Raw genomic sequence first — 16371 nt, 5'->3', positions numbered from 1 at the left:
AATGAAAAAAGAAAAAACAACAATTGTTGTAGCTGGCGTGATCATCGGTGTGATCGCAGCCATGCTGGTATTCTTTGGAAATCCGGCAAATATGGGATTCTGTATTGCCTGCTTCCTCCGTGATACCACAGGTGCGCTCGGACTTCATTCCGCAGCAGCCGTACAGTACATCCGTCCGGAGATCATCGGACTTGTGCTGGGTGCATGTATCGTGTCACTGATCACCAAAGAGTTCCGTCCAAGAGGCGGTTCTGCACCGGTGACAAGATTTGTCCTGGGTGCTTTTGTTATGATCGGATGTCTGATGTTCCTTGGCTGTCCGTTCCGTATGATCCTGCGTCTGGCAGGCGGTGACGGAAATGCCATCTTCGGCCTGGTTGGTTTCGCGGCAGGTATCCTGACAGGAACATTCTTCCTCAAGAAAGGATACACTCTGAAGCGTTCCTACAAGATGCCGAAACTTGAGGGAAGTATTTTCCCTGCAGTTCAGATCGTGATGCTGATCCTTCTTGTGGCAGCACCGGCATTTATCCATTTCACAGAGCCGGACGGCGGCCCTGGAGCAAAGCATGCGGCAATCCTGATCTCACTGGCAGCAGGGGTGATCGTTGGTATCCTTGCACAGAGAACCCGTCTCTGCATGGTCGGCGGAATCCGTGATGCAGTTCTGTTTGGCGAGTTCAAGCTTCTGTTTGGTTTTGTTGCGATCCTTGTCAGTGCATTGATCGTAAATGTGGCACTTGGATATTTCCATCCGGGATTTGCCGGTCAGCCGATCGCACATACAGATGGTTTGTGGAATGCACTTGGCATGTATCTTGCAGGTTTTGGCTGTATCCTTCTCGGTGGCTGCCCGATGCGCCAGCTCATTCTCTCCGGTGAGGGAAATACCGACTCTGTGGTAACTGTTCTCGGCCTGATGGCAGGAGCTGCTTTTGCCCACAACTTCGGTCTGGCATCTTCAGCAGATGGCCCGACAGCAAACGGCAAGATCGCAGTTGTGATCGGTATCATTGTTGTAGCAGTGATCGGCGTGGTCAATTCCAGGCGAAAAGAAGCCTGAAAGGAGATAAAATATGAAAAGAGTAGATGCAAGAGGACTGTCCTGCCCGGAACCAGTCATCCAGACAAAAAATGCCATGGCGTCCAGAGAAGCTCAGTATGAAGTTCTGGTAGACAATGTGGTGGCAAAAGAAAATGTCTCCCGTTTTGCGATCCATCAGGGCTATCAGGTCGAGGTGGAAGAACAGGGCGATGATTTCCTGCTCAGGATAAAGAAATGATGAAATATATAGCGACGTTTTATTCTCATTATGGTGCGATCCAGTACCGGAAGAACTGTGAGAAGATGGATCTGGAGGCGGTTGTCATGCCGGTTCCCAGAGACTTGAGTTCTTCCTGCGGAACCTGTGTGCGCTTCGAGGCAGAAGGGGAATTCCCGGAGCGAAACGAAGAAGTGGAACAGATCGTCCGGATCGAAGATTCAGGATATGTGCGTATCTATCATGCAGATGAAGAATAAAAAATATTAAGAGGAGCTTTCGGGCTTCTCTTTTTTTGACGTGAGATTGTACGAAAATGTAAATTCGTGTATACTAGGGATAAAATAAAAACCGCATCAGGTTTAGAGATGCGGCACAGAATCAGGAGTGACAAAAATGAGAGAAAAACTGACAAAAAGAGATGTAGAAAAAATAGAAGAAGAGATCGAGCACCGTAAGCTGGTTATCCGAAAGGAAGCCATCGAGGCGGTCAAGGAAGCGCGTGCGCAGGGCGACCTGAGTGAGAACTTTGAATACTACGCTGCAAAGAAACACAAGAACCAGAACGAGAGCAGAATCCGTTACCTGGAGAGAATGCTCAAGACAGCAGAAGTCGTAGAGGATACTTCCAGGTCAGATGAAGTAGGCATGGACGATATCGTAGAAGTCGAATTCGAGGAAGACGGCGAAGTGGAGAAATACAAACTCGTCACTTCGATCCGTGGAAATTCGATGGAAAACCGTGTCAGCATCGAATCCCCGATCGGCAAAGCCCTCAAGGGACACCGCGTCGGAGACAGAGTCAAAGTACAGGTAAACGAAAACGTAAGCTACTATCTGCACATCCGCTCTATCGACAAAACAGGAGACGAAGGAGAGGATATCCGAAGCTTCTGACAGAAAAAATCCGCCAAAAAGAGCCTTTTTTCTGTGAAATTCGATTTTACAAAGATTTAACATAAAACTGGTGAGAACTTTACACGATGTCAATATGATGAAACCATATTAAATCTGAGCAAAGGAGAACATTATGGATTTTTTCAGCATATTAACATTGTTGGGCGGTCTTGCCATGTTTTTGTATGGAATGCAGGTTATGGGCGATGGTCTGGCAAAGGTATCAGGAGGTAAACTGGAGCAGATCCTGGAAAACTTAACTTCCAGCAAATGGAAAGCAGTACTTCTCGGAATGTGCGTGACAGCAGTCATCCAGTCCTCATCTGCAACAACTGTCATGGTAGTCGGATTTGTAAACTCAGGAATCATGAAACTGACACAGGCAGTCGGCATCATCATGGGTGCGAATATCGGAACTACCATTACTTCCTGGCTTCTGAGCCTTACAGGAATTGAGAGCAGCAACTTTTTTATCAGCCTTCTGAAACCGAGTTCTTTTTCACCGGTCCTGGCACTGGTCGGAATCAGCCTTCTGACTTTTACCAAAAGCTCCCGTAAGAAAGATATCGGAACCATCCTTCTGGGATTCGCAGTGCTGATGTTTGGTATGGAATCTATGAGCGGCGCAGTAAAACCTCTGGCAGATGTACCGGAATTTACAGGTCTTCTCCTTAAATTCTCCAATCCGGTAGCAGGAATCCTTGCAGGTACGATCCTGACTGCGATCATTCAGTCTTCCTCCGCATCTGTCGGTATCCTTCAGGCACTCTGTATGACAGGTGCAGTTCCATTCAGCTCTGCATTCCCGATCATCATGGGACAGAACATCGGTACCTGTGTGACCGCACTTCTGTCTGCGATCGGCGCAAACAAGAATGCCAAGAGAGCAGCAATGATCCATCTGTACTTTAACCTGATCGGAACGATTGTGTTCATGTCACTGTTTTATCTTATCAATACTGCTGTGCATTTTCCATTTATGACACAGATGGCGACACCGGCAACGATCGCGATCACGCACAGTGTCTTCAATATCACAGCGACACTTGTATGGCTGCCATTCTCCAATCTTCTTGTGAAACTTGCCTGTCTTACCATCCGTGATGACAAGTCCGATGAAGTCAGCAAGGAAGATCAGGAGTTCATGATCCTCGAATCCAGATTTCTGGAAAAACCGGCTTTTGCCGTAGAACAGGGAAGAAATGCAGCAAAACATATGGAACGCGATTCCCGCAGGGCTCTGGATATCTCTCTTGGACTGCTTCGCGACTATCAGGAAGAACAGGCAGAACGAGTTCAGAAGATCGAGTCAAAAGTAGACCGCTATGAGGATGAACTGGGAACTTATCTGGTGAAACTGAATAACAAAGACCTCTCCGAAAAGGACAGCCACAGCGTTTCCATCATGCTTCACTGCATCGGTGATTTCGAGCGTATCTCAGATCATGCGGTAAATATTATGGAATCCGCAAGAGAGCTTCACGAAAAGAATCTCAGTTTCTCGCCGGAGGCCAGAACGGAACTTCAGGTTCTGGTCAGTGTAGTCGGCAGGATCGTAGATACTGCATATGACGTATTCGACAAGCAGGATATGAACCTCACCCGTGATGTAGAGCCTCTGGAAGAAATGGTGGATGAGCTGAGCAGGGAGATGAAACGTCGCCATGTCAACCGTCTGCGTTCCGGAGAATGTACGATCGAGATGGGATTTATCCTCACAGACCTGCTCACCAGTCTGGAACGTATCGCAGACCATTGTTCCAACATCAGCGTCTGCGTAACACAGGTAAGAGAGAATCTTTATGATACACACAGTCATCTGGAGAGCCTCAAAAACGAACCAGATGAAGGCTATTACAATCGTCTGGAAGAACTGCAGAGAGAGTATGTACTTCCGTAAAAGCTACACACAGTAACGGCAGATTCCGGACAGAAAGGGAAATAACAGTTACAACAGAATGATCTATTGTGTAGAAGATGAAAGAAATATCAGAGAGCTTTTGATTTATACCCTGGAAACGACAGGATTTTCAGCAAAGGGTGTGTCGAATGGGAAAGAACTCCGGGCACTTCTTAAAGAAGAACTCCCGGATCTTATCCTTCTGGACATCATGCTTCCGGGGGAAGACGGATACAGCATTCTCGAACGGCTCAAAGCTTCACAGGAGACCAAAAATATCCCGGTGATCATGGTCACGGCAAAAGAAGCCGAATTTGACAAGGTCCGCGGGCTGGAAGCAGGAGCCGATGATTATATCACAAAACCTTTTGGAATGATGGAATTTGTCGCCAGAGTAAAGGCGGTCCTGCGCCGCTGTTCCAGACAGGAGGACGACAAAGAACTGAAATGTCAGGATCTGACACTGTCTGTCGGAAAGCACAAAGTCTGCTGGAAGGGTGAAAAGATCGAACTGACACGTAAGGAATTTGAACTTCTTCAGTATCTGATGGAAAACAAGGGACTGGTCATGACGAGAAATCAGATCCTCTGCCATGTATGGGGATATGATTTTGACGGTGAGACGAGGACAGTCGATGTACATGTCCGTACCCTGAGACAGAAGCTTGGGGAAGCCGGAAATCTGGTCGAGACGGTTCGAGGCGTAGGCTACCGGATCGGAGCATAAAAATGAGAAAAAAGATATTAAACCATACCTGTCTGCTCGTAGTCCTGTCAGTGCTTATGACATTCCTTGCAGCGAGTCTGGTCATGTACAGCAAGTATAATGAAGATCTGAAGCAGAGCGTCCGGGACAGTACAAAATACATCCAGGACAGCGTAGAAAAGATGGGCGAATCCTATCTGGACAAGGATCTTGGCAAAGCTTCCGCTGCCCGTATCACACTTTTGGACAGTGAAGGAAATGTTTTGTTTGATTCACTGGAAGATCCGACGGAGCTTGCCAATCACAGCAACCGTCCGGAATTTATTCAGGCAGAAAAAGAAGGCTATGCGGAGACTCTGCGTTATTCAGAGACACTTTCAAAGCAGAATTTTTACTGTGCGGTGAAACTTTCCAATGGAGATATCCTCCGTGTGGGAAGAACGACAGACAGTGTCTTTTCGACAATGGTCTCCAGTTCGGCACTTTTTGGTGCGCTTTTGCTTCTGATTCTGGTGCTGGCATTTATCCTTGTCCGGAAACAGACACAGGACCTGATCGAGCCGATCAATACACTGGATCTGGAACATCCGCTTGGAGAAGTCCGCTATGAGGAACTGCGACCTCTTCTGGAGCGTGTAGATGAGCAGAACCACCAGATCGCGAAACAGATGGAAGAGCTCAAGGAGGCAGAGGCTGTCCGCAGGGAATTTTCTGCGAATGTTTCTCACGAGCTTAAGACACCGTTGATGTCGATCTCCGGTTATGCGGAGCTGATGATGAACGGGATGGTTCCGGGAGACAAGATACAGGAGTTTTCCGGAAGGATCTACCACGAGGCAAGCCGTTTAAGTACATTGGTGACAGATATCATCCAGTTGTCGAGGCTGGATGAGAAGGATAGCGATATGCCATTTGAGCCGGTGGATCTGTATGAGCTGTCAGAGGATATCGTCCTTCATCTGGACAGTGCAGCATCAAAGAAGAATATTCAGTTACAGCTTGAGGGAGCGTCAGTTTTCGTCGAGGGTGTGCGTCAGGTCCTCTATGAGATGCTGTACAATATTGCGGACAATGCAGTGCGCTATACGAATAAAGATGGAATCGTAAAGATCTTTGTAGGGCAGAGAGGAAGCCATCCGTACTATCGCGTGGAGGACAACGGAATCGGCATTCCGAAAGAGGAACAGAAGAGGATCTTTGAACGATTCTACAGAGTGGATAAGAGTCATTCCCGGGAAACCGGTGGAACGGGGCTTGGACTTTCGATTGTAAAGCACGGCGCGATCCTTCATAACGCAGAGATCGTTCTGGACAGCGAACCAGGGCAGGGCACAAAAATGGAGCTGGTCTTTTGACAGACTGGCTCCATTTTTGTGCGTTGTAAAAGAAATAAATTTGAAGGCGAAATCAAAGATCCATCTCGGAGAGAGCTGCTTCATCGGCGATGATCGTGCAGTCCGGATGGAACTGAAGAATAGATCCGGGAACTTCTGGTGTGACAGGTCCCTGGATCACCTGTTTCAGGATCGCGGCCTTATCCTTGCCGCTGACAAGAACGATCAGCTTACGGCAGCGCATGATGGTTCCGATCCCCATAGTGTATGCCTGACGAGGAACATCTTCTTCGCTGGCAAAGAAACGCTTATTTGCCTGGATCGTTGTTTCAGTGAGGTCAACACAGTGTGTCTCATCTTCAAAATGGTCGGATGGTTCGTTGAAGCCAATGTGACCGTCGTGGCCGAGACCAAGAAGCTGGATGTCAGCCGGTCCGACGCGGTGGATCAGTTCGTTGTAGGCCTGGCAGCACTTTTCGCTGTCAGTTTCCGTACCGTCTGGAACATAAGTATTGTCATAAGAAATGTTCACGCGGTGAAAAAGATGCGTATTCATGAAATAACGATAGCTCTGTTCATGGGAACCTGGAAGTCCCTTATATTCATCAAGATTTACAGTGGTGATCTGTGAAAAATCCAGGTCGCCGTCCTGGTACATTTCTACAAGGCGGTCATAAGTGCCGATCGGTGAAGAGCCGGTGGCCAGACCAAGAACACTGTCTGGTTTCAGAGTGATCTGGGCTGCGATGAGATTGGCAGCTTTGCGGCTGAGTTCCTGATAATTCTTTACTTTGCAGATCTGCATGGTAAGTCCTCCCCGTCCAATTAAGGACAATTGTATTTTTATATAGTTTTTACCTTCATAAATATTAATTCTGACGCTGTGGGCGTTCAGACAGTGCCTTGATAGAAGTGGCGTATTCTGTCGGTGTCATTCCGGACAGTTTCTTGAACTGTCTGGAAAAATAATGGATCGAAGAATAACTCAGGAAATCGGAAATCTGCGTGAAATTCATTTCGTTTTCCCGGATGAGCTGTTTGGCAAAGTCGATCTTCATCCGTGAGAAAAATTCGATCACACCACACTGATATTCTTCGCGAAAAAGTTTCTGCAGCTGTGAGCGCCCGATCATATTGTTCCTTGAGATATCCTGGATCGTCAGGGTTTCCCGGACATGCTGTTCCAGGTAGTGGATGATCTTGCGGCAGGTATCAGAAGTTGTCTGGCAGGGATCGTAGATCCCGGCAGAAGCGGAATAATGTGCGATCGTATAACGCCGGATCACGTGGATCAGAAGCTCCTCAAGGTAAAGTGTCAGAAGCTGCTGGGAACCGAAGGAAATCTCAGGTTTCTTGATCATCTGCTCCAGATAAGGATCGTCCAGAGGTGTTTCAAAACAGTTCCGCGCCTCTGCGATGATGCGTCCGAGGATGCTCCGCTCTGTTTCTGAAAAAGTGAGTATCTTATTTTCAAAAAATTCCATGCACGGCGAATCACAGGAAAATGAGATCACGATGATGCTTGGAGCGGTTTTTCCTGTAGCTTTCAGTGTGTGAAATTCATTTGGGCGGTGAAAGATGACCTGACCACGGGAGAGGGTGTGGCATCCATTGTCTGTAACAACCTCGGCAGCACCGGTGTCCACGCATTGAAATTCCCAGAAGTCGTGGCGTTCGCCGTCAAAATGAAAATCATTCTGATATTCGTAGTAATGGATCGTGTAAATGCTTTTTATGAAAAGTTCCTGGTCCAATGAGACACTCTGATAAGCCACGGGAAGACCTCCTTCATCAGATGGTATTCAGCATTTATAATATTGTTCGATGGTTTTATACTAATAAATTTGTGTGAAATAGTCAAATGATAATCACAATAATATAAAAATATAACCTTATCGTGCAAATACTATTGAGAAAAAAACGCTCATATTAGATAATGGTTATCAAAGTTGAAACTTATTTATATTGTCATATCGGGATTAGTGGTGTACGATTAAAAGCAAAGAAAAAGTGGATCACAAAGATCCGATTAAACAGAAGTATGAGGAGGACACAATGATGAAAAAACCGGTTTTGGTAGTTATGGCAGCAGGAATGGGAAGCCGCTATGGCGGTCTGAAACAGATCGATCCAATTGACAAAGAAGGTCATATTATCATGGACTTTTCCATTTATGATGCAGTAAGAGCTGGCTTTGAGAAAGTCGTATTTATTATAAAGAGAGAAAATGAACAGGCATTCCGTGAGGCAATCGGGGATCGTCTGAGCAAACAGATCGAAGTAGCGTATGTTTTCCAGGAACTGACCAATCTTCCGGAAGGTTATGCAGTCCCGGAAGGAAGAGTGAAACCGTGGGGAACCGGCCATGCAGTCTTAAGCTGTATCGATGAGATCGATGGACCTTTTGCTGTTATCAATGCAGATGATTACTATGGTGTACATGCATTCAAGATGGCATATGATTTCCTGACTTCTGAGCAGGAAGAAGGAGATGTTTACCGTTACATGATGGTAGGATACCGCCTTGAGAATACCCTTACAGAGAATGGTCATGTTGCCAGAGGTGTCTGTGTGACAGATGAGGAAGGTCATCTGATCAAGATCAATGAGCGTACCCATATCGAGAAACATGACGGCGGTACAGCATACACAGAGGATGACGGCAAGACATGGACCATGCTTCCGGAGGGCAGCATCGTTTCCATGAATATGTGGGGATTCTCAAACAGCATTTTGAAGGAACTTAAAGAACGTTTTAAACCATTTCTGGATGATGCGATCAAGAATAATCCGATGAAGGGAGAATATTTCCTTCCATTTGTTGTTGACGAACTTCTTCAGGAGCACAAAGCAACTGTCAAAGTTCTCAAGTCCGAGGATAAATGGTACGGAGTTACTTACAAAGAAGATAAACCAATGGTAATGGCTGCAGTTCAGAACCTGAAAGATCAGGGGCTGTATCCGCAGAATTTATGGGAGGAAGCATAAGTGGAGATCGGCAATACAGTACGTGAAGCGATTGACGGCTTCAAATTGCATGGTGAACTCAAAGAGTGCATCAGATATGGAAGCGGTCATATTAATGATACTTATCGACTGACTTACGAGACATCACAGGGAACGAAACGATATATCCTGCAGAGAATGAGCAGAAATATTTTTAAGAAACCAGTGGAACTGATGGAAAATATCAGCGGTGTCACTTCCTGGCTCCGCAAAAAGATCATCGAGAATGGCGGCGATCCGGAACGAGAGACACTGACACTGGTAAAAAGCCAGACAGGTCTTCTGTATTTTGTGGATTCTGATGGAGAGTACTGGAGAGTCTATCTCTTTATTGAGGGAGCGACCTGCTACGATGCAGTAAAGGACGACAATGATTTCTATCAGAGCGCAGTAGCATTCGGACATTTTCAGCAGCTTCTGGCAGATTATCCGGCAGAGACACTTCATGAGACGATCAAGGATTTCCATAACACACCGGACCGCCTTAAGAAATTCAAGAAAGCTGTTGCAGAGGATGTCTGTGGAAGAGCAGCCTCTGTCCAGAAAGAAATTGATTTTATCCTGGAGAGAGAAGAACTGACACATGCACTGTATGATATGCAGCTTGACGGAAGACTTCCGCTTCGTGTAACACATAATGACACCAAGCTGAACAACATCATGATCGATGACGCGACAGGCAAAGCAATCTGTGTGATCGATCTGGATACAGTCATGCCGGGACTGACAGCGAATGATTTCGGTGATTCTATCCGCTTCGGAGCAAGCACAGCTCTGGAGGACGAGAGAGACCTTTCCAAGGTGTCCTGTGACCTTCATCTCTTTGATGTTTATGCGAAGGGATTTATCGAGGGATGTGGCGGTGCGCTGACAGACCTTGAGATCGAGATGCTTCCGATGGGAGCGATCCTTATGACATTTGAGAATGGAATCCGTTTCCTGACAGACCATCTGGAGGGAGATCATTACTTCCATATCCACAGAGAGGGACATAACCTTGACAGATGCAGGACCCAGCTTACTCTTGTAAAAGACATGCAGGAAAAACTGCCGCAGATGAATGAGATCATCAGAAAATATAAATGATTTTTACAATAAAAAAGCTTCGGAACTTTGAACAGGTTCCGAAGCTTTTTGTTGTATATATCAGCCCTTTACACCACCGGAGGTAAGACCACCGACAAGATGTTTCTCGATCAGTATAAACAGGATGATGACCGGTACTGTTGCAAACAGTGAGGATGCAAACAGATACTGCCATTCTACCATGTTGTAACCGTTGAAGATCGTAATACCGACCGTCAGAGGTTTGAAGACATCTGTTGAGATCAGAGTCAGTGCGACTGTATATTCATTCCATGCGTTGATAAATACGAAGATCAGCGCAGTTACGATACCAGGTGCGGCGACTGGAAGAAGGATGCGGATCAGGGCAGAAACCTTGCCACAGCCGTCAACTGTTGCAGCCTGTTCCATTTCAGGTGAGATAGAAATAAAAGTACCGCGCAGCAGCCAGATCGCGAATGCCTGGTTGAATGCTGCATTGATAAATACAAGACCAACGAGACTGTCTGTCATACCGAAGGTTGACATGATCTTGTAGATACCTACCAGAAGGACTACAGGAGCAAACATCTGGGAGATGATAACGATACCCAGGAAGATCTTTTTGCCCTTAAACTTCATTCGTGCAAGTGCATAAGCTGCAGGAATACCACATACGATCGCGATCAGAGTGGAGCCACCTGCAACGATCAGGGAGTTGATGAAATATCTGGAAAGTGGAGCCAGTGTCCAGATATCCTTGAAGTTCTGCCAGAGCCAGTGGATCGGGAGAAGTGTTCCCTTGGTTGCGTAGATTTCTGCACGGCTCTTGGCGGCAGTCGTAAACATAACAAAGTATGGATACAGCGTAATCAATACGACCAGAATGACAAAAACATAAAGAAGAACCCGAAGGAGTGTGCTTTTTGTGTCGCGTGAATGTTTCATTAGTCTTCCTCCTCCTTTCTAAGTGAAAGTACCATATAAACAGAAGCGCATGCACACAGGATCAGGAATCCGATCACGGATACTGCAGCTGCTTCACCGGATTTGCCTTTGTAGAAAGCAAGTTTATAGAGATAGGTAACAAGGGTATCGGTACGGCTTGCCGGGTCGCCCTTGGTAATTGTCCATATGATAGGGAAGGAGTTGAATACATAAATGATATTCAACACAGTACTTACCGTCAGAGAAGATTTTACCAGCGGAAGTGTGATCTTGAACAGCTTCTGCCAGTAGTTGGCACCGTCAACGGTAGCCGCTTCATAATAAGAGTTGTCGATACTCTGCAGACCGGAAAGGACACAGAAAGTAACAAATGGTACAGTAACAAAAATACCTACAAAAATTTCCCATGCAAAATATGCTTCCGGGGTAGGAGTCCAGTTGACCGGACTGGAGATCAGTCCAAGTTTCAGTAAAAGGGTGTTCAGTGCACCGTAATCCTTGTCAATGATGAATTTCCATACGCCTGCCTGGATGATCAGGGAAGTTGCCCATGGAAATACAACAATAGCACGGACTGCTTTACGGAAACGGAATTTGTTGTTCAGTACAAGTGCAAGAATGAAACCAAATACAGTAGAAAGTACAACTACAGCAATGGTCCATACGAGAGTATTTTTCAGGACTATTTTAAAAGTAGATCCTTTCAGGACTTTGGTAAAATTGTCAAGTCCGCAAAATCCTTTTATCAGACCTGCTTTACTCACTTCACTCATTGAAGTACGAAAAACTTCAAAAATAGGAAAGAGTATAAAGATTGTCATAAGAAGGATACTGGGAAGCAGCCACAGATATGGCTCCACAGCAGCCAGAGGTTTCTTTTTTTTCATATTTACACCACCAAATCATTTGCTCAAAAGAATCGGGAGCCGGTCACTAATGTTCCGGCTCCCGGTTAAGTCGTATCTAAATCTGGGATCAGCCTGCAATATCAGCCTGAAGATCATCAAGCAGTGTCTGAACGTCGTCGCCAAGGAGTGCGTTCTGCTCTACTTCGATAACGCCCTGCTTTACATCTGCCCATTCAGTCTTGGTTGCCGGGTAGAAGTTGCAGCTCTGCAGGATATCGATCCAGGATGAATAAGTTTCGTCCTCTTTTGCAAGAAGATCTGCTGCTGTCTGAGTGGTTGGAAGGAATCCTTCGTATACCATGTAATCAGCGTAACGAGTGTCATCATAGAAGAAGTCAAAGAACTTGGTGATGGCAGCTGTACGAGCTTCCTGATCCTCAGCGGAGTCATCCTTGAATACTTCAAGACGGTCGCAAACGCCCATTGCTACGGATTCGCAGCCCTCATTTGCAGGGATTGTTGTTACATCGTAGTTAATGTCATATCCACCATCGGAGAGATAGGTAGGAATGTTGTTCGGTCCGATCATCATGGCAACTTTGCCTGCACCAAACATATCCTGAAGGTCATAACGTGTTTCGTTAGCCGGATCGGAGTTGGTGTATCCATCGTTTACAAGACCGAGTGCGAAGTTCAGAGCTTCTACGTTCTTGTCGCTGTTGAGTGCCCAGTCACCATTTTCATCAACGAATCCGCCGCCGTTGTTCCATGTATAATAAGAGAATGCAGCCTGACCTTCGTCAGTTGTCATATCAATACCCCATGGATAAACGTCATCGCCGAATTTATCTTTGATCTTCTTTGCTGCGTCCTGAACTTCTGCCCATGTGGTAGGAACGGTAGCACCTGCTTCTTCAAGGATGTCCTTGTTATAGAAGAGTGCACGGCAGGATGCCAGGATCGGTAATGCGTATACAGTATCATCAATTGTGCTTGCTTCCCAGAATGACGGGAAGAATTTGGACTGAAGATCTTCAGAAGCATATTCTGTTGCAGGCATCAGCAGATCGTCAGCCACATAATCTGCAAGAACGTCGATATTCAGAATATCAGGTGCGTTGTTGTTTGCAACCAGTGTATTTACTTTGGTATAAAGATCGTTCCAGGAAACAATTTCGATGTTCAGATCAATATCTGAGTTTTCAGCTTCGAAATCCTTTTCGAACTGGGACCACCACGCCTGGGTCTGGGTACCATACTGGCTGATGATGACATCCAGAGTTGTCTTGTCGTCTGCTGCGAGAACAGGCTGAGCCATTGTTGCTGTCATTGCCAGTACCATAGCTAATGCGATTTTACGTTTCATATGAAAGTCCTCCCTTTTGTTTGGTGAAACTGACAGAACCGTCAGTTTGGTTTCGTGATAATCACGAATGTATTAGGCTGATTATACCGTTTATAAGACTAAGTGTCAATAAAAATAGACAAAAAAAGACTGAAAATACAAAAAAAACAATGTATATTGCATAAAGAAAAGTATTGACAAGTTGCACAAAGATTCAAAATCAGAATCTCCAAAACAGAAGTTTCATAACTGCATCAGGTAATAGGTAAAATATGTGGGAGTTTTAGTAAAATATGCGGGATGTTTGGGGAAAATATTGTGAAAAAAATAAAACAGTGCTACAATGTCACCGTAGTAAAACAAAAGCAAATGTCAGGAGGAGCAGATCATGGCAATTTTAGTAACAGGCGGAGCTGGCTTTATCGGAAGCCATACCGTAGTAGAGCTTCAGAACGCAGGATATGACGTAGTAGTACTGGATAACTTAAGCAACTCCAGCGAGAAGAGCCTTGAACGTGTAGAAAAGATCACAGGAAAACCGGTTAAATTTTATAAAGTAGATATTCTTGACAGAGAAGGACTGAACGAAGTTTTTGAGAAAGAGGATATCGATTCCTGTATCCATTTCGCAGGTCTTAAAGCAGTTGGAGAATCTGTTGTTAAACCATGGGAATATTATGAGAATAACATTGCAGGTACACTTACACTGGTTGATGTGATGAGAAAACATAATGTCAAAAATATTATTTTCTCCTCTTCCGCAACTGTATACGGCGATCCGGCGATCATCCCGATCACAGAGGAATGCCCGAAAGGACAGTGCACCAACCCTTATGGATGGACCAAATCCATGCTGGAGCAGATCCTTACAGATATCCAGAAAGCAGATCCGGAATGGAATGTAGTACTTCTTCGTTACTTCAACCCGATCGGTGCTCACAAGAGCGGTCTTATCGGTGAGAACCCGAATGGTATCCCGAACAACCTGATGCCTTACATCACACAGGTTGCAGTAGGCAAGCTCAAAGAACTCGGCGTATTCGGAAATGACTATGACACACCGGACGGAACTGGTGTCAGAGATTACATCCACGTAGTTGACCTTGCCAAAGGACATGTAAAGGCTGTCCAGAAACTGGAAGACAATTCCGGACTCAGCATCTACAACCTTGGTACAGGTAAAGGATACAGTGTTCTTGACATTGTTAAGAACTTTGAAGCTGCAACAGGCGTTAAGATCCCATACTCTATCAAACCTCGTCGTGCCGGTGATGTTGCAACATGCTATTCCGATGCAACCAAGGCTAAGAAGGAACTTGGATGGGAAGCAGAGTACGATATCAAAGATATGTGTGCAGATTCCTGGAACTTCCAGCAGAAGAACCCGAACGGTTACGAAGACTGATTTTTATAAATACCATATATAATAAGAAACACCCCGGCAGAACGTATTCACAGCGTTCTGCCGGGGTGTTTTGTTTTGAAGAGATTTAGTGATATTTCTTTTCTTTTTCGAATTTCGGTTCACAGGTCAGCTCAATGCCGAGTTTGCGGAATTCCCAGATATCCACGGATGACAGCATGACAGAAGTATGTGCCTGGCATCCCTTGAGTGTGTGGAGCTGTTCCAGAGCCTTACGTGCTTCCGGGTTATCAGCGGCACTGACAGAAAGTGCGATCAGGGTTTCATCTGTATGAAGTCTCGGGTTCTTGCTTCCGAGATATTTGGTCTTGAGTTCCTGGATCGGATGGATCGCCTCCGGTGAGATCACATGATGCTCATGGTTGATGCCTGCGAGTTCCTTGAGTGCATTCAGAAGAAGTGCAGAGGAAGCACCGAGAAGGTCGGAAGTCTTTCCATAAACAATGCGTTCGTCAGGAAGTTCAAGGGCAGCAGCCGGTGCACCGGTCTCCTGTTCTTTGGCAAGGCTGGCAGGAACAACTTTGCGGTCATCGAGGGATGCGTGAGCCTGTTTCAGAAGAAGTTCGATCTTGCGTACTTCTTCTTCAGTACCGTCGCCTGTGAGAAGGGCATCGCAGCTCTTATAGTAACGGCGGATGATCTCCTGGCGGGAAGCTTCACAGCATACTTCGTCATCAACGATGCAGTTTCCGGCCATATTGACACCCATATCTGTAGGGGATTTGTAAGGGCATTCTCCCATGATCTTTTCAAACATTGCCTGGAGAACAGGGAAGATCTCTACGTCACGGTTGTAGTTGACGGTTGTCTCACCGTAAGCTTCCAGATGGAACGGGTCGATCATGTTGACATCATTAAGGTCTGCAGTAGCAGCCTCGTATGCCAGATTGACCGGATGCTTGAGCGGAATGTTCCAGATCGGGAAAGTCTCGAATTTGGCATAGCCGGCAGCAACGCCGCGTTTGTATTCATGGTATACCTGGGAAAGACAGGTTGCCATTTTTCCGCTTCCTGGTCCTGGTGCGGTGATGACTACGAGAGGTCTGGTTGTTTCGATATATTCATTTTTGCCATATCCTTCATCGCTCACGATCAGCGGGATATTGCTCGGGTATCCTGGAATACTATAATGGAAGTAAACTTTGATGCCGAGTTTTGCAAGGCGGTTTTTAAAGAGAATAGCACTTTCCTGTCCGGCGTAGCGTGTGATGCATACACTTCCTACATAGAGACCGCGCTCTGTAAAAGCATCGATCAGACGAAGTACATCCTCATCGTAAGTGATTCCGAGGTCACCGCGCATTTTGTTCTTATCAATATCAGAGGCGCTGATGACAATGACAATCTCAGCCTGGTCGCGGAGCTGCATGAGCATGCGGAGCTTGCTGTCCGGCTCAAATCCTGGAAGAACACGGGATGCATGGTAATCATCAAAAAGCTTTCCGCCGAATTCCAGATAGAGCTTGTTGTCAAATTTGCTGATACGGTCGCGGATGTGTTCGGACTGCATAGTCAGATACTTTTCATTATCAAATCCAATTTTCATTTGTCGATTTCCTTTCCATCACAGTTAGCTATAGTAATTAGTTGGGTCTAGCTATCACGTGGATAGTATACTACAGTTATTGTTCACAGGCAATATCCCATTACTACAAACA

16 protein-coding genes are annotated in these 16371 nt (G+C 45.9%); 10 read left to right on the top strand and 6 right to left on the bottom strand.

Annotated elements, in window-relative coordinates; translation table 11 throughout:
• The first annotated feature begins 1 nt into the window (after window position 1).
• From yedE to DXC01_RS14820, 7 genes are all read left to right on the top strand, one after another.
• Entirely contained in the window at window positions 2-1063 is a 1062-nt protein-coding gene (yedE, locus tag DXC01_RS14850; RefSeq protein ID WP_118699192.1) for a YedE family putative selenium transporter, read from the top strand.
• Between the two features lie 13 nt (window positions 1064-1076).
• On the top strand, window positions 1077-1283 hold the full coding sequence (locus DXC01_RS14845; RefSeq protein WP_022215112.1) for a sulfurtransferase TusA family protein: 207 nt from the start codon (window positions 1077-1079) through the stop codon (window positions 1281-1283).
• Entirely contained in the window at window positions 1280-1522 is a 243-nt protein-coding gene (locus DXC01_RS14840) for a DUF3343 domain-containing protein (RefSeq protein WP_173905861.1), read from the top strand. The genes DXC01_RS14845 and DXC01_RS14840 overlap by 4 nt, the downstream gene beginning before the upstream one ends.
• Window positions 1523-1658: 136 nt before the next feature.
• Window positions 1659-2159, top strand: coding sequence for a transcription elongation factor GreA (gene greA / locus DXC01_RS14835; protein ID WP_118699191.1), 501 nt, complete (start codon window positions 1659-1661; stop codon window positions 2157-2159).
• A 133-nt stretch (window positions 2160-2292) separates the two neighbouring features.
• The gene (locus DXC01_RS14830; RefSeq protein ID WP_118699190.1) at window positions 2293-4059 is read left to right on the top strand and encodes a Na/Pi cotransporter family protein; all 1767 of its coding nucleotides are present in this window, start codon (window positions 2293-2295) and stop codon (window positions 4057-4059) included.
• Between the two features lie 58 nt (window positions 4060-4117).
• Complete coding sequence (locus DXC01_RS14825) at window positions 4118-4786, top strand: winged helix-turn-helix domain-containing protein (RefSeq protein ID WP_118253282.1); 669 nt, start codon at window positions 4118-4120, stop codon at window positions 4784-4786.
• A 2-nt stretch (window positions 4787-4788) separates the two neighbouring features.
• Window positions 4789-6120: a sensor histidine kinase gene (locus DXC01_RS14820; RefSeq protein WP_118699189.1), complete on the top strand. Its 1332-nt coding sequence runs from the start codon at window positions 4789-4791 to the stop codon at window positions 6118-6120.
• 52 nt (window positions 6121-6172) lie between these two features.
• Here DXC01_RS14820 and nagB read toward each other — a convergent pair whose 3' ends face one another.
• The gene (nagB, locus tag DXC01_RS14815; protein ID WP_022215118.1) at window positions 6173-6904 is read right to left on the bottom strand and encodes a glucosamine-6-phosphate deaminase; all 732 of its coding nucleotides are present in this window, start codon (window positions 6902-6904) and stop codon (window positions 6173-6175) included.
• Window positions 6905-6968: 64 nt separating this feature from the next.
• The gene (locus DXC01_RS14810) at window positions 6969-7874 is read right to left on the bottom strand and encodes an AraC family transcriptional regulator (RefSeq protein WP_118699188.1); all 906 of its coding nucleotides are present in this window, start codon (window positions 7872-7874) and stop codon (window positions 6969-6971) included.
• Window positions 7875-8157: 283 nt separating this feature from the next.
• Between DXC01_RS14810 and DXC01_RS14805 the strand changes: the two genes are divergently transcribed.
• Window positions 8158-9087 carry a sugar phosphate nucleotidyltransferase gene (locus tag DXC01_RS14805; RefSeq protein ID WP_118253325.1) on the top strand — a complete coding sequence of 310 codons (930 nt, stop codon included), beginning with the start codon at window positions 8158-8160 and terminating at the stop codon, window positions 9085-9087.
• Complete coding sequence (locus tag DXC01_RS14800; RefSeq protein WP_330427679.1) at window positions 9088-10191, top strand: phosphotransferase enzyme family protein; 1104 nt, start codon at window positions 9088-9090, stop codon at window positions 10189-10191. It begins immediately after the preceding gene.
• A gap of 60 nt (window positions 10192-10251) precedes the next feature.
• On the opposite strand, the gene DXC01_RS14795 is transcribed toward DXC01_RS14800, so the two are convergent.
• The 3 genes from DXC01_RS14795 to DXC01_RS14785 form a co-directional block, all read right to left on the bottom strand.
• Window positions 10252-11097 carry a carbohydrate ABC transporter permease gene (locus DXC01_RS14795; protein WP_118699187.1) on the bottom strand — a complete coding sequence of 282 codons (846 nt, stop codon included), beginning with the start codon at window positions 11095-11097 and terminating at the stop codon, window positions 10252-10254.
• Window positions 11097-11984: a carbohydrate ABC transporter permease gene (locus DXC01_RS14790; protein ID WP_118699186.1), complete on the bottom strand. Its 888-nt coding sequence runs from the start codon at window positions 11982-11984 to the stop codon at window positions 11097-11099. Before DXC01_RS14790 ends, DXC01_RS14795 begins: the two co-directional genes overlap by 1 nt.
• An 88-nt stretch (window positions 11985-12072) precedes the next feature.
• Window positions 12073-13311, bottom strand: a complete 1239-nt coding sequence (locus tag DXC01_RS14785; RefSeq protein WP_118699185.1) for an ABC transporter substrate-binding protein — start codon at window positions 13309-13311, stop codon at window positions 12073-12075.
• Between the two features lie 367 nt (window positions 13312-13678).
• Here DXC01_RS14785 and galE point away from each other — a divergent pair, with 367 nt between their 5' ends.
• A complete protein-coding gene (gene galE / locus DXC01_RS14780) occupies window positions 13679-14695 on the top strand; it encodes a UDP-glucose 4-epimerase GalE (RefSeq protein WP_118699184.1) in 1017 nt (338 codons plus the stop codon).
• Window positions 14696-14780: 85 nt separating this feature from the next.
• On the opposite strand, the gene DXC01_RS14775 is transcribed toward galE, so the two are convergent.
• Entirely contained in the window at window positions 14781-16259 is a 1479-nt protein-coding gene (locus DXC01_RS14775) for a DUF1846 domain-containing protein (RefSeq protein ID WP_118699183.1), read from the bottom strand.
• Between the last annotated feature and the right edge of the window lie 112 nt (window positions 16260-16371).

It is taken from the genome of Blautia sp. OM07-19 (assembly GCF_003481595.1).
Classification (GTDB): domain Bacteria; phylum Bacillota; class Clostridia; order Lachnospirales; family Lachnospiraceae; genus Blautia_A; species Blautia_A intestinihominis.
The sequence above is the reverse complement of the archived record's forward strand: the minus strand, read 5'-3'. Positions and strand labels throughout refer to the sequence as shown.